The sequence below is a fragment of the Actinomyces sp. 432 genome, from assembly GCF_009930875.1.
Taxonomy (GTDB): Bacteria; Actinomycetota; Actinomycetes; order Actinomycetales; family Actinomycetaceae; genus Actinomyces.
In genome coordinates this window covers 2,342,166-2,361,911 of record NZ_CP025249.1, presented here as the reverse complement: position 1 = coordinate 2,361,911, position 19,746 = coordinate 2,342,166, and the positions used below count along the sequence as shown (strand labels likewise).

Below are 19,746 nucleotides of genomic sequence, written 5' to 3'. Positions count from 1 at the left end.
GCTACGCCGCCCCTCCCGGTTTCGGGAGTCCCTACCAGGGCCTCCTAAAAGACCAGCGCAGGATGACCCAACCGCCGCCGGGTCTCTTTAACAGCTCGTGCCGGGAGCTGCCCGCCAACCGTTCCCCGGTGCCACTCAGCCGCCACGCCCTCAGGCCGAAAGCGCAGTTAAAGACTGTCACAGCCACTTGCGGTGCTTGAAGAAGGCGATACAGCCAATGACCACCGCCACGCTCAGGAGCGCGACGGCCGGATAGCTCCACGGCCACGCGAGTTCAGGCATGTGCTCGAAGTTCATCCCGTACCAGCCGACAATAAGCGTCAGCGGGGCGAAAATCGCGGTGACGATCGTGAGTGCCGCCATAATGTGGTTCTGCCGCACGTCCAGATGCATCTTGTACAGGTCACGCATCTGGAGGGTCTGGTCACGCAGTGAGGATGCCTGGTCGCGTAGCTTGTCGAGCCGACCGTAGACCGTGCGGAAGTACCGCAGATCCTCCTCCCGGAAGAAGCCGTTCTCGTTCTCCTCAAGGATCTGCGTGAGATCCATGAGGTGGTCGTAGTGGCTGTCGAGGTCGCGCAGTTCGGAGCGCATATCATTGATCCGCTCCGCTGCGCCCACGGCGGTATCGTCCAGAATTGCATCCTCCATGCGGTCGAGTTCGCGCTCGTAGCCGCGCAGTAGGGCCGCGTCGTCCTTGATGATCTGCATGAGGAAGTCGGCCAGGAAACGCTCCAGTCCCGGTCGACGCCAGCGACGGGCGGCGGCGATGGCCGCCACGAGTCCCGTGGCCGTCTCCTGGGCATCGATGAACACCACGCCCTTCTCATCCAGTGCGAAGGCGAAGCGCTTATCCGGAGCATCGGGCGACGTGCGGTCCGGGATCAAGACCGTGCCCGTGATCGCGTCGTAGTTGACCTCGGCCTGAGTGCCCAGGGCGACGTCGGGGTCGGGGTCGATGTCGATGCCCAGCTCGAAGGCGCCGCGGCGCTGGGCCCACTGCTCGGGAGTCAGCACGGCGACGAACTGTCTGTCCGTGTTGCGCAGTTCCTCCGGGGCGCACGGAGTCAGTGACTCGTCGATCAGGTAGTGCACGGATTCTCCTCGGTGTAGCACAACAACACGATTGGCGGCTCCGGGAATTGGATGATGCGCCCGCACCCGTCCACCCTTGCGGTTGGGCATTGTCCCACAGGAACGGTGGTCCGTGCTCTATTCAGGTGTACCTCAGTACAGCGTGCTACCACCCAGCTGTTGAGCCTTGACCAGGTCGCGCAGCAGCCAGCCGACGACCTTCGGGTCGTAGTGGTCGAAGATGCGCGGCAGCGAGCCGTCATCCAGGGTGGAGAAGGTGGCCAGGTCCTCATCGGTCAGCTCGAAGTCGAACACGTCGAAGTTCTCCTCCATGCGGTTGCGATGAGTGGTCTTGGGGATGACCACCACGTCCTTCTGGATCAGCGCCCGCAGGATCACCTGCCCCGGCTTCTTGCCGTACTTGGCGCCGATCTCGGTGAGGACCGGGTTGGCGAAGATGTTGTTCTGCCCCTCCGCGAAGGGCGCCCAGGCCTCGTGGACGACGCCGAGCTCGGCCATGACCGCGTGCGCGGCGTCGTCCTGGCGGAACGGGTGTGTCTCGACCTGGTTGACGGCCGGCGTGATCTCGGCCAGTGCGGCCACATCCACCAGCCGCTCGGGGTAGAAGTTGGACACGCCGATGGCGCGCAGCTTGCCGGCCTTGTAGGCGTCCTCCATGGCCCGGTAGGCGCCCGGGTAGTCACCCATGGCCTGGTGCAGCAGCATGAGGTCGATGTGGTCGGTGCCGAGCTTTTCCAGCGACTCATCGATGGAGGCGGTGGCGCGCTCGTAGTTCATGTTGGATACCCAGATCTTGGAGGTGATGAACACTTCCTCGCGCGGCAGCCCGCTCTTCGCGACGGCGGCGCCCACGCCCTCCTCGTTGCCGTAGGCCTGCGCGGTGTCGATGAGTCGGTAGCCGACCTGGAGGGCCTCGCTCACGCAGCGCTCGGTCTCCTCCGGCGGAGTCTGGAAGACGCCGTAGCCGAGTACGGGCATCTCGACGCCGTTGTTGAGGGTTTTGGTGGGGACGGTGGTGGTCATGAGTCTGCCTCCTGGGGTGGGCAGCGAATCCGGGTTGCGGATCGCCGGATGTTCTGGTTCGGATGGTTGGTGGTGCAGGTGGTGGCCGTACGGTGGGAGTCCCGCTAGCAGAGCGGGGTCAGGCCTGCTGGGAGTAGTCGTTGACCGTCGTCGTGAAGGCGGGCGGCTCGTCGGGGATCACGTAGTAGGGGGCCTGCGGGGTCTGATTGATCGCGGCGATCTCGCCCGCCGTCAGCTCGACGTCAAGGGCCGCGAGGTTGTCGGCCATGTGGGCGGGGTTCAGGGTCTTGGGGAAGGTGATGTTCTTCTCCGCCAGGTGCCAGGCCAGGATCACCTGGGCGGGGGTGGCGCCGGTGCGCTGCGCGGCGGCGGCGATTGCGGGCTCTTCCAGCAGGGTCTTGTCGCCGTGGCCGAGCGGGTACCAGGCCTCCACCAGGATTTCGGTGCCGGCAGCGCGGTCCATCTGGCCCTTCAGCTCGTGCTGGTTCCAGCGCGGGTGCGCCTCCACCTGGTTCACGACCGGCTTGATAGAGGCGACGTCCAGGACCTCCTGGAACTTGGCGATCGGGAAGTTGGACAGGCCGATCGAACGGATCTTGCCCGCGGCCACGGCCTCCTCCATCGCCTTCCAGCCGGAGGTGTACTCGCCGTAGGGCTGGTGGAACAGCAGCAGGTCCAGGTAGTCCAGGCCGAGGCGCTCCAGGGTGGCGTCGATGTCCTTCACTGCCTGCGCGTAGGGGTATGACTGGGGGAACAGCTTGCTGGTGATGAACAGGTCCTCGCGCTTCACGGTGCCGGCGGCGATGGCGTCCCGCACCACCTCGCCGACGGCCACCTCGTTGAAGTAGGCGTTGGCGGTGTCGATGTGGCGGTAGCCGAGTTCGAGGGCCTGCGGCAGGTGCTCGCGCACCTGGTCTGAGGTCATCTGGAAGACGCCGTAGCCCAGCGCCGGGATGTCGATGCCGTTGTTCATGGTGAAGGACGGGATGGTGGTCATGGTCTGCTCCTCGTATCGGCTCGGCGCCGTCTGGCCGTTTTGCTCATATCGGCTCAACTGTCGCGTCGCGCATAAGTTTTTGCCCCACGGGCGCGAATGTAAAATGCAAATATCGGAAGTATTGATGCGCGCGACGCATAACAAGGAGGACGTGGTGGAGTTCGAGCAGCTGCGCCAACTGGAGGCGATCGCGCGCGAGGGCACACTCAGCGCCGCGGCCCGCTCCCTGCACCTGTCCCAGCCGGCGCTCAGCCGCTCGCTGCAACGCCTGGAGGCCGAGCTCGGCCAACCGCTCTTCGATCGCCCCGGACGCCGCCTGGTGCTCAACGAGGCCGGGCGCGTCGCCCTGGAACATGCCGACCGGCTCCTGCGCGAGGAGCAGGCACTGCGCACCGCCCTGGGTGACCTCGCCCGCCGCACCCGGGCGCTGCGGGTGGGCACGGTCGCGCCCGCGCCGCTGTGGCGGCTGACCTCGTTGATCGTCGAACGCTTCCCGGGGCTGGTGCTCACCTCGCAGAGCCTTAGCCAGGAAGAGGTTGAGGAGGGCGTGGTGAGTGGCGAGCTGGACCTGGGCATCTCGCTGCGTCCCCACCCGCTGCCGAGCGTGCGCTCGGCCTGGCTCATGGTGGAGAACCTCTCCGTCGCCCTGCCCGTCGAGCATGTGCTCGCGGAGCGGGAGCAGGTGGCGGCGACGGATCTGGACGGGGAGACCTTCCTGCTGCTGGCGGACATCGGCTTCTGGCGCGAGCGCTGCGACCGCCACCTGCCCCACTCCCAGTTCGTGGTTCAGGAGGACCGGGACGTCTTCGCGCAACTCGCCAGGAGCTCCCTGCTGCCGCACTTCGTCACCGACGCCCCCGCACTATCTGCCCCCGCGCCCGGCCGTGTTGTCGTTCCCATCCGGGACGCCATGGCACACGCCACCTTCTACCTGCTGCTGCGCCCGGGCGGGCGCAGCGAGGCCGAGGCGGTCTTCGACTGGGCAAGGAACCGCACCGCCTAAGCCCCGCCCCAACGCCGAGGTCGGTAGTAGTTACGTGCCGAGTTCGGTAGAAGTGGCGCGGCGGTCCGGCGGGGGCGCCGGAACCGGGCTAGTCGACCCAGATACGGACATGGTCATCGTCGTCGATGACGTCGATGAGGGTGCTCGGGCCGACGCCGTCGAGGGTGCTGAATGCGGTGGCCAGGAGTGCATTGAGATCGATGCCGTAGGCGCCAACGGCGCTGTGCACCTGCGGCACGTGCGCGATGAGGGCCGCCAGCGCGGAGACCGCCTGCATGGGGAAGGCCAGGTTGACATTGTCCTGCGGCCCCCGGACCTCGATGTGGAGGCTGCGCCCGGCTGCCCGGGGCGCTCGCGGCCCGCCCTCCGCCTGTGCCGCGGGTTCGGGTCGCACCAGGGAGAATCCGGTGGCGGCGGGTGCAGCGGGCGACGACGCGGTTGGCGGTGATGCCGGTGACGGCGCCGCCGGGGAGGGTATGGGCGAAGAGGCCGACGGAGGCGTGGCGGCGGCTGGTGCATCGCCGTCCGGCACAGTCAGCAGCGCATCGACGCTAGTACCGAGCAGGGCCGCTAAGGCCGGCAGCGTGGCCACATCCGGGTAGTTAAGGTCATTCTCCCACTTGCTGACCGCCTGCGGGGTGACACCCATGCGCTTTGCGAGCTGCTCCTGAGTCATGCCGCATGCGAGCCGTAACCCGGCAATATTGCGTCCGACCGACTGCTTCATGTATCTGCCTGCTTTCCATCGTGTGTGCACCAGGCCTGCTGGCCGTAGGCACCTTTTGGTGATCGACGGGGCACCTGTCGGTGTCCCTGAATATGATGATTGCGGGACTGGGCGTAGATCGGTAGCACGCGTCCGTTGATCACGAAATACGTGAGCCCAGCACGGGTCCTCGCCGACTCAACCACGGGTTGAGATGGGCTTCATTCGGCTCTTCTGGTTCGTAGGTGTGGTGGGTGGGGTTTGCGTGTGTGGGCAGGGTGCGGGCGGTGTGTGTTGGTGGGTTCGGTGTGTGGCTGGGTCTGGTGCGTGTGGGTGGGGGTGGTTGGGTGGTCTTGGGGGTGGCGCACGCTCAGCTGCTTCGCTGCCCTGGCAGGTTGGCGGGTTTTGCCTGGTATTTCGGCGTTTCTGGTTTTGGGCTGGTGGGGGTTGGTTGGCTCCAGCGTGCGCCGCGGGGGTTGCGGCACGCTGGAGGTGGTCGGGCTGTTTTTCTGGTGGTGTGCTTTCCGCGTGATTAGGCCGTTTCTGTGGAAGCGTGCCGACGCTGAGCGTGCGGCGCGAGCAGGGCCGGGTCCGCCCGCGCGTGCTCGTGCCGGGACTGAGCGTGTTGCGCAAGCAGGCCACCGCCGGCCCCGCCGTGCGCATGCCCTCTACTTGGACTGGGCTCCGGCGCCTGGAGCGGATTCCGGCGCTTGGATCGTCTGAGAGCGCGCTAAGGGCGGTCCATCCGCAGCTGGACGGTCCAACCAGGCGCGCGCTTTCGAGGCGGAATCGACTCGCGCCCACCACCCCCACCGCGTCTCTCAGCCGTCTCGCCGGGCCCGAATCGGAGGAACTGGATATTGCCTACTTCGAACGAGCCCCAGAGGCACCACCTTTGCGGTCGCGGCGCGTTAGTGGTGACGGCGGTGCAGGTCTCGGGGTGGGTTCTTGCACTAGGCGGGGACGGTTCTGGGGTCGTGCCGGCGGCCTCGCTGGAGGTCGCGGAGCCCGTACCGGGGCCCCAGCCACATGATCAGCAGGCCCACGGCCAGTGCGGCCGCGGTTTCGGCCACAATGATCGCCGACCAGATGCCCGTTGGGCCTATGAGCGCCGGCAGCAGCAACACCGCGCCAACCTCCAGGCCGAGGGTGCGGCCCGCAGCCAGCGCCGCCGAGACGAGCCCGTTGCCCAGGGCGGTGAACAATGACGAGCCATACATGCTCACGCCCATCGGCAGGAAGGCAATGGCGAAGATGCGCAGCGCCGTCTCGGTCAGCTCCATGAGACCGCGGTCGTGGCCGGCGAACACCAATGCCAGCGGGTGCGCGAGCAGCTGCGAGGTGAGCAGCATGGCCATCCCGGCGACGCCGAGTATGGCCAGTGAGGTACGCATCAGGCTCCGTTTCTCAACATTGTTGGCGGCGCCGTGCTGGTAGCTCATCAATGGAGCCGCCCCCATGCAGAAGCCCTCGAATATCGCGGTGAAGACCATGCTGACGTACATGACGACGCCGTAGGCGGCCACCCCGTCCTGGCCGAGGAACTTCAACAGCTGCAGGTTGTAGACGATGCTGACCACCGAGATGGCCACCACCGCCATCATCTCCGATGATCCGTTCACACATACCCGTCCCAGCGCGGCCAGGTCCCCGGCCGGGCGGCCCAGCCGCAGGAAGCTGCTGTTCGGGCGAGCGAACCAGACCAGCGGCACCATGCCGCCGATCAGCTCCGAGGCTACGGTGGCCCACGCGGCTCCGGCCACGCCCCACCCGAGGACGCCGACGAACAGCAGATCCAGAGCCATGTTGGTCACCCCCGCCGCAACCGTCACATACAGTCCGACTCGGGGCCTGCCCGCGGTGGAGGCAAAGGTCTGGAAGGCGTACTGCAGCATGAACGCAGGCAGCGAGACCATCAGAATCCGCCCGTACAGCACGCACAGCTCAAGCATCTGGCCGGATGCGCCGAGCAGTTGGGCGACGGGCTGCATGATCATGGCACCGAGGATCGCCAGCAGGATGCCGCCGCCGAGAGTGACGTAGACAACCATGGAGAAGTAGCGGTTCGCCAGCGCGCCCTCGCCCCGGCCGCGGGTGTTGGAGATCAGCTCACTGCCGCCCGAGCCCATCATGAAGCCGAGGGTGCCCAGGATCATGATGAACGGCATGATCAGGGTGATGGCGGCCAGTGCGGTCTTGCCGGCGTAGTTCGCGACGAACAGTCCGTCTACCACGCCGTATATCGAGGTGAAGATCATCGTCGCGATGGCGGGTGCGGTGAAGCGCAGTAGCGCGCGCGGCCCCAGGTGCTGGGACATGTCAATCGTCATCGGTCGTCTCCGATCGCGTCCAGGCGTTCTACCAGGGCGTTTGCGTGCTCAGTCAGGGCGTTTGCGAGTGCGGCGCGCTGCCCGGCAGGCATGGCTGCCAGGGCTGTGAGCTCAGCGTTGATGATTGGCAGGATGCGCGCGGCGACGACTTCGTGGCCCTGCTCGGTGAGGTAGACCAGTGTCGCCCGTCCTGGACCGGGCTCGAGGCGCACCGTGCCGTCGTGCTGAAGCCGTTTGACTGCGGAGTTAACCGTCTGCTTGCGGGTGAAGCACAACTCGCACAGGCGGGTCTGCGAGCAGCCCTCGCCGGTCATGTGCAGGGCGTAGAGAATGTCGAACGCGGCGTCTGAAAGCCCGGCCGCCTGGGCGGCTCGGTGGTAGGCGTCCTCAATGCGCTTGATCGTGGCGTTGACTGCTCGTTGCAAGTCCAGTAGCTCGGTGGTCATTGGTTGCAAGTCCCTCAGCCCTTAAGTCCGATTCCGGACATGCTACACGGGCCGTCCGATTGGGTATGTGTGGCACTCGCTACTCGCCCTTCACAAACAATGGACCGAGCGGTAAGATTGTGACCAGCAGGTGCCCCAGATGGGCGCTCGCGCAATTCCGACCTGACCAAAGGGGCTCACAGTGGAGCAGAACATGAATCAGTACGAGATCGACCACCTGGCAACGGTGCGCGCGGGAGCACCCGAATCGATGGTCCTGCTCAAGACCGACGGATCCTTCCCGCTGGCGGCCCCCGGTCGGCTCGCCCTGTACGGCGCCGGCGCGCGGCGCACCATCAAGGGCGGAACCGGTAGTGGCGACGTCAACTCCCGCCACGTGGTCTCCGTTGAGGAGGGACTGGAGAACGCGGGCTTCACCATCACCACCAAGTCCTGGCTCGACGCCTACGACGGCGTCGCCGCGGACAACCACAAGGCTTTCGTCGCCGACCTCAAAGCCCGCGCCAAGGCCGCGGGGCAGCCCGCCATCTACTTCGGCATGGGTGCCGTCGAGCCCGCTCCCGCCTTCGACCTGCCGCTCGACGGCGACGGCGAGGCCGCCGTCTACGTCGTCGCCCGCGACTCCGGCGAGGGCAACGACCGCCACCCCGAGCCCGGCGACGTGAAGCTCACCGACTCCGAGATCCGCGACATCACCGCACTCGCCGCGAAGTTCGACAAGTTCCTGCTGGTGCTCAACGTCGGCGGCGTCGTCGACCTGACGCCGGTGAAGGACGTGAGCAACATCCTGCTGCTGTCCCAGCTGGGCGCCGCGATCGGCGACGCCTTCGCCGACGTCCTGCTCGGCAAGAGCTACCCCTCCGGCAAGCTCTCCACTACCTGGGCGGCCTGGGAGGACTACTCTACCGAGGGCGACTTCGGCGACCCCGACGACACCCACTACCGCGAGGGCGTGTACGTCGGCTACCGCTATTTCGACTCGGTCGGCACCGCCCCGATCTTCCCCTTCGGCTACGGCCTGGGCTACACCACCTTCACCATCGGCGCTCCCACCGTCAGCGCCTCCGGCTCCGAGATCACCGTCAAGACCACCGTCACCAACACCGGCGCCGCCGCGGGCAAGGAGGTCGTCCAGGTCTACGTCTCCGTGCCCGCCGGCGACCTCGACCAGCCCTACCAGGCCCTGGCCGGCTTCACCAAGACCGGCGAGCTCGCCGCCGGCGCCGGCCAGGACGTCGCCGTCACCTTCGACCTGACCGACATCGCCTCCTTCGACGCCGCCAAGTCAGCCACCGTCCTGGAGGCCGGCGACTATGTGGTGCGCGTAGGCGCCTCCAGCCGCAACACGGTTCCCGCCGCCGTCGTCGAGCTGGCCGAGACGGCGATTGTCCGTGAGCTCCACGACGCCCTGGGAGACCCCGGCTTCACCGACTTCAAGCCGGCCGCACCGGTCGCCGTCGAGGTGCCGGCCGACCTCCCACGGCTGACCGTGGCCGCCGCCGACCTGCGCCGTGAGGACGCCCAGGCCCCCGTGGACCTGACCGAGGCCCTCGACTACGTGAAGAACCTGTCCGACGACGAGCTGTCCTACATCGTCCTGGGCGACTACAGCGACGACGCCGAGAAGCAGTCCATCATCGGTCAGGCCTCGCAGGCACTGGTCGGCGCGGCCGGCCAGACCACCACCCGGTTCGACGGGCTGCCCTCACTGGTCATGCCCGACGGCCCCGCCGGACTGCGCCTGTCGCCCCAGGTGGGCGTGGACGCCGACGGCCCCTTCGCCCTCGGGGAGGCCCTGGGCGGCCTGTTCGCCGAGCTCATGGATGACGAGTCCACCGCTGCCCTCGGTGCCGACCCCGCGGCTGCGCCCCGTACCCCGGAGCGCACCTATGAGCAGTACGCCACCGCCATCCCGATCGGCACCGCCATCGCCCAGACCTGGAACCCCGAGCTGGCCGCCGCCTACGGCGACCTGGTGGGCGTGGAGATGGAGCACTTCGGCGCCCACCTGTGGCTGGCCCCGGCCTTCAACCTGCACCGCACCATCCTGTGTGGGCGCAACTTCGAGTACATGTCCGAGGACCCGCTGCTCGCCGGCCGCGTGGCTGCCGGCATCACCCGCGGCGTCCAGGCCCACCCGGGTCGCGCCGTCACCGTCAAGCACTTCGCCTTCAACAACCAGGAGACGAACCGCCTGAACTCCAACAGCCACGTCTCCCAGCGGGCCGCACGCGACCTGTACCTGCGCAGCTTCGAGATCGTGATCCGTGAGGCCCAGCCCCACGCACTCATGACCTCCTACAACCTGGTCAACGGTGTGCACACATCAGAGTCCTCCGACCTGCTGGAGATCATCCTGCGCGAGGAGTGGGGCTATAAGGGCCTGGTCATGACCGACTGGGTGGTCGACTCCATGGCGCGCACGGACATGAAGAACCCCCGCGCCACCGCCTCGGCCACCATCAAGGCCGGCAACGAGCTGTTCATGCCCGGCTGCGAGGCCGACCGCCAGGACATCCTCGCGGCCCTGCGCGGCGAGGGGACGGCTGCTGTGACGCTGACCCGCGCCGAGCTCGAGAAGCAGGCCGCCCGGGTGGTGCGTATGGCGCACCTGCTGGGCGACGTCGCCTCCGTCCCGGAGGTCTGAGCGGGGCCGCTCCGGCCGCCCGGCCCGAGTCGGGCCCGGGCGGCCCTCAGTCGAACCGGGCCGCCCGTTAGTCGCCTTCCCAGACGGTCGCGCGGCACTGGCATTGATGCCGACAGGCCCCGGCGGTGCCCCTCTCAGGGGTGTCCGCCGGGGCCTGCGGCGTGCCAGGATCGGGGTTGAGGCCCGCCGGCGCCGTCGTCGGCCCCGCGCGTCACCGCGCCCGCGGGCGACAACTGCAGAAATCCCGTATGCGTCCCAAGGAGAACCCATGGCACTGACACCCGAGGCGATCGAGACCTTCACCCGCCTGTTCGGCTCCGCCCCCGAGCCCAGCCCCACCGACCCTGAGCTCATGGAGACCCTCCAGAACCACATCTTCGGCGAGGTCTTCTCCGTCGGCGTGCTCACCGACGTCGAGCGGGAGCTGATCACCGTGACCTGCCTGGCCGCCATGCAGACCCTGCCGCAGCTGCGCGCCCACGCGGCCGCCGCGCTCAACGTCGGCGCCACCCCCGAGCAGCTGCGCGAGGTCATCTACCAGTGCCAGCCCTATATCGGCTATCCCAAGACCCTCAACGCCATCGGCGTGGTCAACGAGGTGCTGACCGAGCACGGCGTCCAGCTGCCCCTGCCGAGCGCCGCCACCGTCGACTACGCCGACCGGGACGAGGCCGGCGCCGCCATCCAGGTCCCGCTCTACGGGGACGAGGTCAAGGCCGTCTTCGCCAAGTTGCCCGAGCCCTTCGGCACCCAGGTGCCGCACCTGCTCACCGCCATCGGCTTCGGCGAGGTCGAGTCCCGCGGGGTGCTGAGCGTGGCCGAGCGCGAGATCATCGCCCTGGTGGCCATCGCCGCCATCGGCGCCGCCACCCAGCTCACGCCCCACGTGGCCGGAGCGATCAAGGCCGGCAACACCCGGCAGAAGGTCGCCGCTGCCCTGGTGCAGGCCATGCCCTACATCGGCGGCCCCTACGCACTGTCCGCCCTGGTGCTGGTGGCGAACTACGACGAGGGCGTCTCCTCGGAGGCCTACCGGTGAGGTGACCGCCCCTTGGCTGGCTTGCTGCCCTCCCCTCACCGAGATCGGTTGATGTTACGTGCCGAGGTCGGTAGTAGTTACGTGTCGAGGTCGGTCGATATGACCGCTGAGGTGTGGATGGCTGCATGGGCTGTGCAGCTCGCAGCAGTGCGTTGCTGGGCTCGCGCTGGGTGGAGGGTACCCAGTCGGTGGCGTAGCAGACGCTCCAGGCGCGCGGCGGCGCCTACAAGATCAGTTCCGGCGTCATGTCTAGATTCCTCGCCAACACGCGGATCGAGACCGCACAGGAGGTGCCGGGCTAGCCGACTACACATTCGGACTGGGGCGCCGTACACGGTTCCCGCCCCCAGCTGCCACCGCGGGTCCTCCCAGATCCGCTGCTTCTGGACCTGTTGGCACTCGGCCCGGCGCCGCAGCGCCTGCGTCATGCCACCTACCCCCTCCAGTCCGCATGGTTCGACCAGGACGAGTTCGGCCAGGCCACCATCTGCCACTACCTGCCCCACGTGATCGTCTGTACCCCGCCCCGCGGGCAGGCGGCCGCCGACTTACCGGAATCTCTCTATGCCGATCTGGACGCCAGGCTCGCCGCTGCGCACGCCGCCGGAGCTCCCGCACCGGCCAACATGGACACGCGCATTCTGACCTGGGCGTGCGAGCGCATTCCCGACCACGGGGTGATCCCCTCGTTGTCAGTGCCGCACTGATTGAGGACCCGGAATATGCCTGCCTCGGCCGCCCGCTCCCGGTGGCTACCGGCGAGTGCCGTAATGCGAGTACAGTCACTGGCTGTGCCGCAGGCCACGATTTGTCTCAGCGCTTTCACCTCGCCGCTGGGACCCATGACACTGGCCGCCGCCACGGGGGAGGGGCTGCCCGAGGGCGGCGCCGTCGTCGGCACCTGGTTCGACGGGCAACGCCATGACCGCGCCGGGCTCACCAGCGATGCACGCCCGGTGGCCCCTGGCGCCGCTGATGAGCCGCCGGTGCTGGCGCAGGCCCGCGCCTGGCTGGAGCGCTACTTCGACGGCGAGGACCCCGGCCCGACCCCCGGTCTGGCGGTGGCCGGCACCGACTTCCAGCAGCGCGTCTGGGAGCGACTGCGCACCATCCCGCGCGGGCAGACCACCACCTACGGGCGCATCGCCGCCGACCTCGCGGCCGCCACCGGCCGACCTGCCTCTGCCCGTGCTGTCGGGGTCGCCGTGGGCCGCAATCCTGTCAGCGTGCTCGTGCCCTGCCACCGCGTAATCAGGGCGAACGGGGCACTGACCGGCTACGCCGGCGGCCCCGAGCGCAAAGCCGCCCTGCTGCGGCTTGAGGGATTTGTGGTTCTGGTATGAACGACTACCTCGCCCGCGAGCTGGCGGTACCGGTCGGCGCGGCCGGCACCGACCCGGGCGGGCTCGTCCACGCCCTGACCTACGTTCCCCGCGCCGCCGCGGCCGGGCGGCTGCGCGCCCCGCTGGTGGTGTGCTGCCACGGGCTGGGGGAGTCCGGGCTGCGGGTGGCGCCGGTCGCCCAGCGCCTGGCCGCCGCGGGCGCCGTCGCCATCGCCCCCAGCTTTCGCGGGGGAGGAGCCCCGACCACAGGCCCGACCACCGCCATGACCATCGGCGCCGAACTGGCCGACCTGGATGCCGTATTGAAGACCGCCCGCACCTGGCCCTTTGTGGATGCCGCCCGCACCGCCCTGTTCGGCCGCAGCCAGGGCGGGCTGGTGGCAATGCTGGCGGCCGCCGCCCACCCGGCGCAGATCACCGCACTGGCCCTGTGGTACCCGGCGCTCGGGGCACCCGCCTCGGTCCGGAGCCGCTTCGGACGCCTCGACGCGGTGCCGGAGACCTTCACGTCCCGCGTCGACGGCCGTGACATCACGCTCGGACGGGACTTCGCCCGCGACCTCTGGACCCGCGACGTCGAGGCCGCCATGGGCCGCTACCCCTCGCCGGTGCTGCTGGTGCACGGCGAGGCGGACGCCGACGTGCCCCTCGCCGTCTCACAGGCGGCCGCCCGCACCCTGACCGACGCCCGCCTGGAGCGCATCCCCGGTGCGGGGCACGGTTTCGGCGACGCGAACTACGAGACGGCCGTGCGGTGGACCGTGGACTTCCTGGCCTGGGCGGGCGTCCTGGACGACTGAGGCCGAGGTCGCCGGCCGGTGCGGGCCGCACGGGCGCGTCGGCGATGGTCGGCGGGTGTGGGTGCTTGCACCCTTGCCCCTAATACCTCGAATCGCCATAATCGCCTGGGTGACCGAGACTCCCACCTCATCGCCGCTCGACGCCGCCAACCTGGTTCGTATTGACCGCCTCGCCGAGGCCCTGGGCCGAGCCGACGCCGTCCTCGTGGGCGCCGGCGCGGGGCTGTCGGTCGCCGACGGCGACGCGCACGTCGGCCCCGCATTCGAGGCGCGCTTCGCCGACTTTCACGCCGCCCGCGGCATCACCGACGCCTACTCCGGCGGCTTTTACCCCTTTCCCACACCGGAGGAGAAGTGGGCCTTCTGGGCGCGCAACATCCTCCTCCAGCGCTACGAGTCCGGCCCCGGCGCCGTATACCGCGACCTGCACGCCCTGCTGGACGGGCGCGACTACTTCGTACTGACCACCAATGTTGACCACCGCTTCCAGAACTCCGGCTTCCCCAAGGACCGCCTGTTCTACACCCAGGGCGACTACGGCCTATTCCAGTGCTCCGTGCCCTGCAGCCAGGACACCTATGACAATCACGACGCCGTCGTCGCCATGGACGCCGGCGAGCGCGCCAACGCTGCCGCCGGCACCCCGATGCGCGTGCCCACCGACCTGCTTCCCACCTGCCCGCGCTGCGGCGAGCCGCTGACCACCAACCTGCGCTCGGACGAGACCTTCGTCCAGGACGCCGGCTGGTACGCCGCAGCCGAGCGCTACGTCGCCTGGAGCGACGCCCACCAGAGCGGGCGCGTGCTCCACCTCGAGCTCGGGGTGGGCATGAACACGCCCGGCATCATCAAGTACCCGTTCTGGCGCCGCGTGCACGACAACCCCGAGGCCACCTATGCGGCGGTGTCGCTGGAGCCGGGTACGCCCCGCGAGATCGCCGGCCGCTCCATCCTCATCGACACCGACCTCGGTGCCGCGCTGGCGGCTCTGCGCGAGCGGCTGACTGTCTGAATCCGGGGCTGCGCGTCATATCTACCGGTCTGGGTGTGTGACTTGTGCCGGTCTGGGTGTGTAACTTGTGCCGGTCTGGGCGAGGGATGGCTGAACTCTGTTGGTTCTTTCAGGAAGACCGCATAGGGTTTCCTACTCAACCCCCGCTCCGGAGAGCCCATGCTTGAGCTGCACGAGATAACCAAGTCCTACCGCACCGCATCCTTAGACCAGACCGCACTGGACGGTGTGACCGTTTCCTTCCGGGACAACGAGTTCGTCGCCGTGCTCGGCCAGTCCGGCAGCGGCAAGACCACCATGCTCAACGTCATCGGCGGCCTGGACCACTTTGACTCCGGCGACCTGGTTATTGACGGGATCTCCACCAAGCACTACCGCAACCGCGACTGGGATGCCTACCGCAACAACCGCATCGGCTTCGTCTTCCAGTCCTACAACCTGATCCCGCACCAGAGCGTGCTGGCCAACGTCGAACTCGCGCTCACCCTCACCGGGGTCTCCCGGGGAGAGCGCCGCCGCCGCGCCCTGGAGGCCCTGGACCAGGTGGGCCTGTCCGAGCACGTGCACAAGCGGCCGAGCCAGCTGTCCGGCGGTCAGATGCAGCGCGTAGCCATCGCCCGCGCCCTGATCAACGACCCCGAGATCCTGCTGGCCGACGAGCCCACCGGCGCTCTGGACTCGGGCACCTCCATCCAGGTGATGGACCTGCTGCGGGAGGTCGCCGCCGACCGGCTCGTCATCATGGTCACCCACAACCCCGAGCTCGCGCACGACTACGCCACCCGCATCGTGGAGCTCGCCGACGGGCGCATCACCTCAGACACCGCCCCCTACATCCCCGCAGGTGAGGACGCCCGTGAGGCCCGGCCCCCGCGGCGCACCCGCATGGGGCCGCTGACAGCACTGTCGCTGTCCTTCAGCAACCTGATGACCAAGAAGGGCCGCACCCTGATGACCTCCTTCGCGGGGTCCATCGGCATCATCGGCATTGCCATGATCCTGGCGTTGGCCAATGGGGTCAACGCCTATATCGCCCGCACAGAGGAGGAGACGCTCTCCTCCTATCCGCTTCAGATCGAGCGGCTGGGCATGGACTACACCTCCCTGATCGCCCAGGCCACCGAGACCGCCACGCAGGACGACCTGCCCGACGGCGTGGTGGGGGAGCGGCGCGCTCTGAGCAACATGCTCGGCTCGGCCAACACCAATGACCTGGCCGCCCTGAAGTCCTACTTCGACGCCGACGGCGGCAGCATCAGCGACTACACCAACGCCATCGAGTACCTCTATGACGTCACCCCGCAGCTGTACCTGCCGGTCGATGCCGACTCCGCCGGGCAGATGCCCACGCAGGTCAACCCCGACACGGCCTTCTCCAGCTTCGGGGCCATGACGGCCACCATGCAGATGACCGCCTTCCAGCAACTGGCCGCGGACACGGACCTGTACGCCGACCAGTACGAACTCGCCTCCGGCCGCTGGCCTACGGCATACAACGAGCTGGTGATCGTCCTTCCCGAGGATGGTCGCATGAGTGACCTGACCGAGTACGCGCTCGGCCTGCGCGAGCACAGTGAGCTGGAGCAGCTGGTACAGACCTACGTGTCAGGAATGGCGGGCGGCCTGCCCGGCTCCAGCGCTTTCGGCGGCGCAACGTCTACAGCTGCGGCAGCGGACTCCGCCACAGATCCAGCTACGGATCCAGCCACAGGCCCCGCTACGGAGCCCGCCACTGGGGCAACCGCGCAGGCAGGCGCCGAGGCCACCGCAGACGCGGCCGCGGAGCCGGCCGCCACCGTCGGCGCTACTTCCTCCGCTACCGCCGCCGCAGGCGACTCGGCGGACTCCGGCGCGGAGCGCACTTACGCCTACAACGACCTGATCGGGCGCACCCTGACCCTGGTCCCCGCCCACGAGCGTTACGTGTACGACGCCGACTACGACGTGTGGACGGACAAGTCCTCTGACGCCGCTTACATGTCCGGCCTGGTCGCCGCAGGCGAGACCGTCAGCGTGGTTGGGATCGTGCGCGCGAACGGTTCCCAGGCCGCGCTCGTCCCGGGCGTGTACTACCCGCCCGCGCTGACCGAGCACCTGGTTGAGCAGGCCGCGGCCTCCGACATCGTCAAGGCGCAGCTGGCCAGGCCGGAGGTGAACGTGTTTACGGGAAAGACCTTTGCCGAGGAGGCTGATGCCGCCGGGGACACCGAGTTCGACATCTCCAACCTGTTCACCGTCGATGAGGCTCAGCTGCAGCTGGCCTTCCAGATCGATCCCAGCGCCCTGGACCTTTCCGGCATGGATCTGTCAGGTGTCGACCTGTCCGGCCTGGACACCACCCAGATGGACTTCTCCGGCCTGGACCTGTCCGGCCTGGATGCCGTCCAGCCCGAGATCGACCTTTCTGACCTGGACCTGTCATCGCTCAGCCTGACCGACCTGGAGCAGCAGTTCCCTCAGCTGGCCGACGTCGACTATGTCGCCCTGATCACCCAGGCCCTGTCCGACGGCGTAATCAAGGAGGGCGCCGACGCGCAGGTCTCCGCCATGATGACCGGCCTGATCGCAGACTTCACCGACTACTACGGTGAGCACGCCGCCGGTGAGGACCCGGACGACCCCGCCGACGATCCTGACCTGGGAACGCTGGTAACCGACTACCTGACCCAGGAGGAGGTGCAGCGCACCATCGCGCAGACCCTCGGCTCCGATGACGTCATCGACTCGGCCAAGCTCACCGAGAACCTCACTGCCGCCCTGGGTACCGACCCCGCCGTAGCTGACATCTCCGACGCCGTGCGAGACCAGCTCGTGGCGGAAATCGGCTCTCAGGTGGCCGGCGCGGTCGCAGGCTCTATCACCGACGCCCTGTCCAGCGCGGTACAGCAGGCCATGGCCGCGGCCATGGCGCAGATGATGACCACCATTCAGAGCCAGATTGCCGCACAGGTGCAGGCCGCAACTACCCAGCTGGCCACCGGTCTGGCTGACGCCATGAGCGTTGACGCCGATGCCTTCGCCGAGGCCTTCCAGCTGGAGATGACCCCGGAGGAGCTCAGCCAGCTGCTGGCCACGCTGGTAAGCACCGAGGCCGCCACCTACGAGTCGAACCTGTCCGCGCTGGGCTGGGCGGACCTGGACAACCCCAGCGAGATCGACATCTACCCCAAGAACTTCGAGGCCAAGGACTCGGTCAAGCAGATCCTGGAGGACTACAACGCCCAGCAGGCCGCGGCCGGCGCCGATGACAAGGTCATCACTTACACCGACGTCGTTGGCGTGCTGATGAGCTCGGTGACCCGGATCGTCAACATCATCTCCTGGATGCTGATCGCCTTTGTGGCGATCTCCCTGGTGGTATCCAGCATCATGATCGCCATCATCACCTACATCTCCGTGCTGGAGCGCCGCAAGGAGATCGGCATCCTGCGCGCCGTGGGTGCGTCGAAGGCGGACGTCCGCCACGTGTTCAATGCGGAGACCGTGATCGAGGGACTGCTGGCCGGGGTGATGGGCGTGGGCATCACCCTGTTGGTGAGCCTGCCCGTGAACGCCTTCATCTACGGGCGCTTCGGGGTGGAGTCGATCGCCCAGCTGCCGGTCACCGCCGGCGTGGTCCTAATCCTGATATCCGTGGGACTGACCGTGCTGGCCGGCCTCATCCCCGCGGGTAAGGCGGCCCGGGAGGACCCCGTGGAGGCACTGCGCTCGGAGTGAGGGCATCCGCGTCCGGGCCCGCGGTGGCTGATCTGTAACTCCGGTAGGCTGCCCCTGTGAGTGACAGGACTACCTTCGGTTCCGGTGGGCGTGAAAACCCGATCCTGCTCCAAGGCTTCGCCTGGGACCTCGCCGCCGACTCCAGCCACTGGCGCTTCCTGGCGGACAATGCCGCACTGATCGCGGACTCCGGCGTCACCACCATCTGGCTGCCGCCCGCCTACAAGGGGCAGGCCGGCGTAGACGACGTCGGCTACGGCGTCTACGACACCTACGACTTGGGCGAATTCGACCAGAAGGGCACGGTGCCGACTAAGTACGGCACCAAGGACGAGTACGTCGCCGCAGTCGCGGCACTGCGCGCCACCGGTATGGAGGTACTGGCGGATATTGTCCTCAACCACCGTATGGGGGCCGACGGCGTTGAGCAGGTGCGCGCCGTTGAGGTCGACGGCGCTGACCGGCGCAAGCCCATCGCGGACCCGGGCACCATCACCGCCTGGACGCGCTTCACCTTCCCCGGCCGCCGGGGCGCCTACTCCGACTTCACCTGGGATCACACCTGCTTCCTGGGCACGGACTGGGACGAGCAGGCCCGCCGTAACGGTGTGTGGCTGTTCGAGGGCAAGGAGTGGAATGAGGATGTGACCGACGAGCTCGGCAACTTCGACTACCTCATGGGTGCCGATGTGGACCTGAACAACCCGCAGGTGTCGGATGAGCTCATTCGCTGGGGCCGCTGGTACCTGGAGACCACCGGTGTGGACGGCGTGCGCCTGGACGCCCTGAAGCACATGAGCCGCGAGTTCTACCGCCGCTGGTTGCCCGCCCTGCGCGAGGCCACCGGCCGGGAGGTGCCCGCCGTCGGCGAGTTCTGGTCCCGGGACGCTGCCGAGCTGTGCGCCTACCTGGGCGAGGAGCCGATCATGTGCATGTTTGACACCCCGCTGCACTACCGGCTCTACCACGCCTCCTTCAAGGACCGCTTCGACCTGTCGAAGATCTTCGAGCACACCCTGGTGGAGGCCGATCCCGATCATGCCGTGACCTTCGTGGAGAACCACGACACCCAGCCCGGTCAGTCGCTGCAGTCATTCGTGGAACCCGGGTTCAAGCCGGCCGCCTACGCGCTGATCCTGCTGCGGCGGGAGGGTACCCCCTGCGTGTTCTGGGGCGATCTGTTCGGCACCCCGGAAACCGGCGACATCTCCGCCTGCATTGAGCTGCCGCTGCTGATGCGGCTGCGCCGCAGCCTCGCCTACGGCCCGCAGCACGATGTCTTCAACGCCGCGGACCTGGTCGGCTTCACCCGGGAGGGTGACGACGAGCACCCGGGTTCCGGGCTCGCCGTCGTCCTGTCCACCGCCCTGGCCGCCACCAAGCGCCTGTATGTGGGCGCCCGGCACGCGGGGGAGCGGTGGATCTGCGCGATCGGCGGGCACGGGGCCATCACCATCAGCGGCGACGGCAGCGCCGAGTTCCCGGTCGGCGAGTCCGGGCTGTCCGTGTATGTGCCCGCATCGGCCCGCCCGATCATCGACCGGGGCATGACTCGCCTGGTCCGCGTACGCTGAGGGAACACGATCGA

At 68.1% G+C, this 19,746-nt stretch carries 15 protein-coding genes; 9 read left to right on the top strand and 6 right to left on the bottom strand.

Features of this window, described 5'->3' with window-relative positions:
- Positions 1-177: 177 nt before the first annotated feature.
- The 3 genes from CWT12_RS09860 to CWT12_RS09850 form a co-directional block, all read right to left on the bottom strand.
- Entirely contained in the window at positions 178-1,095 is a 918-nt protein-coding gene (locus tag CWT12_RS09860) for a magnesium transporter CorA family protein (protein ID WP_161924661.1), read from the bottom strand.
- 132 nt (positions 1,096-1,227) lie between these two features.
- Positions 1,228-2,118 (bottom strand): aldo/keto reductase, encoded by an 891-nt coding sequence (locus tag CWT12_RS09855; RefSeq protein ID WP_161924660.1) that lies wholly within the window; start codon positions 2,116-2,118, stop codon positions 1,228-1,230.
- A gap of 118 nt (positions 2,119-2,236) precedes the next feature.
- Positions 2,237-3,115: an aldo/keto reductase gene (locus CWT12_RS09850; RefSeq protein ID WP_161924659.1), complete on the bottom strand. Its 879-nt coding sequence runs from the start codon at positions 3,113-3,115 to the stop codon at positions 2,237-2,239.
- 124 nt (positions 3,116-3,239) lie between these two features.
- On the opposite strand from CWT12_RS09850, the gene CWT12_RS09845 reads away from it, so the two are divergent.
- Entirely contained in the window at positions 3,240-4,118 is an 879-nt protein-coding gene (locus tag CWT12_RS09845) for a LysR family transcriptional regulator (protein ID WP_237564136.1), read from the top strand.
- Between the two features lie 88 nt (positions 4,119-4,206).
- Here the strand turns inward: CWT12_RS09845 and CWT12_RS09840 are convergent, their stop codons facing one another.
- From CWT12_RS09840 to CWT12_RS09830, 3 genes are all read right to left on the bottom strand, one after another.
- Entirely contained in the window at positions 4,207-4,845 is a 639-nt protein-coding gene (locus CWT12_RS09840; RefSeq protein WP_161924658.1) for a helix-turn-helix transcriptional regulator, read from the bottom strand.
- 932 nt (positions 4,846-5,777) lie between these two features.
- Complete coding sequence (locus CWT12_RS09835) at positions 5,778-7,154, bottom strand: MATE family efflux transporter (protein ID WP_161924657.1); 1,377 nt, start codon at positions 7,152-7,154, stop codon at positions 5,778-5,780.
- Positions 7,151-7,600: a MarR family winged helix-turn-helix transcriptional regulator gene (locus tag CWT12_RS09830; protein ID WP_161924656.1), complete on the bottom strand. Its 450-nt coding sequence runs from the start codon at positions 7,598-7,600 to the stop codon at positions 7,151-7,153. The genes CWT12_RS09835 and CWT12_RS09830 overlap by 4 nt, the downstream gene beginning before the upstream one ends.
- 193 nt (positions 7,601-7,793) lie before the next feature.
- Between CWT12_RS09830 and CWT12_RS09825 the strand changes: the two genes are divergently transcribed.
- From CWT12_RS09825 to CWT12_RS09790, 8 genes are all read left to right on the top strand, one after another.
- On the top strand, positions 7,794-10,247 hold the full coding sequence (locus CWT12_RS09825) for a beta-glucosidase (protein ID WP_202616190.1): 2,454 nt from the start codon (positions 7,794-7,796) through the stop codon (positions 10,245-10,247).
- Between the two features lie 268 nt (positions 10,248-10,515).
- Positions 10,516-11,286, top strand: coding sequence for a carboxymuconolactone decarboxylase family protein (locus CWT12_RS09820; RefSeq protein ID WP_161924655.1), 771 nt, complete (start codon positions 10,516-10,518; stop codon positions 11,284-11,286).
- 392 nt (positions 11,287-11,678) lie between these two features.
- On the top strand, positions 11,679-11,993 hold the full coding sequence (locus CWT12_RS09815; RefSeq protein ID WP_161924654.1) for a hypothetical protein: 315 nt from the start codon (positions 11,679-11,681) through the stop codon (positions 11,991-11,993).
- A 135-nt stretch (positions 11,994-12,128) separates the two neighbouring features.
- On the top strand, positions 12,129-12,629 hold the full coding sequence (locus CWT12_RS09810; protein ID WP_202616189.1) for a methylated-DNA--[protein]-cysteine S-methyltransferase: 501 nt from the start codon (positions 12,129-12,131) through the stop codon (positions 12,627-12,629).
- Complete coding sequence (locus CWT12_RS09805; protein ID WP_161924653.1) at positions 12,626-13,429, top strand: alpha/beta hydrolase family protein; 804 nt, start codon at positions 12,626-12,628, stop codon at positions 13,427-13,429. Before CWT12_RS09810 ends, CWT12_RS09805 begins: the two co-directional genes overlap by 4 nt.
- Positions 13,430-13,538: 109 nt before the next feature.
- A complete protein-coding gene (locus tag CWT12_RS09800) occupies positions 13,539-14,441 on the top strand; it encodes an SIR2 family NAD-dependent protein deacylase (RefSeq protein ID WP_237564135.1) in 903 nt (300 codons plus the stop codon).
- A gap of 159 nt (positions 14,442-14,600) precedes the next feature.
- Complete coding sequence (locus CWT12_RS09795) at positions 14,601-18,158, top strand: ABC transporter ATP-binding protein/permease (protein ID WP_161924652.1); 3,558 nt, start codon at positions 14,601-14,603, stop codon at positions 18,156-18,158.
- Between the two features lie 56 nt (positions 18,159-18,214).
- Positions 18,215-19,732, top strand: coding sequence for an alpha-amylase (locus CWT12_RS09790; protein WP_161924651.1), 1,518 nt, complete (start codon positions 18,215-18,217; stop codon positions 19,730-19,732).
- The last annotated feature ends 14 nt before the right edge of the window (positions 19,733-19,746 follow it).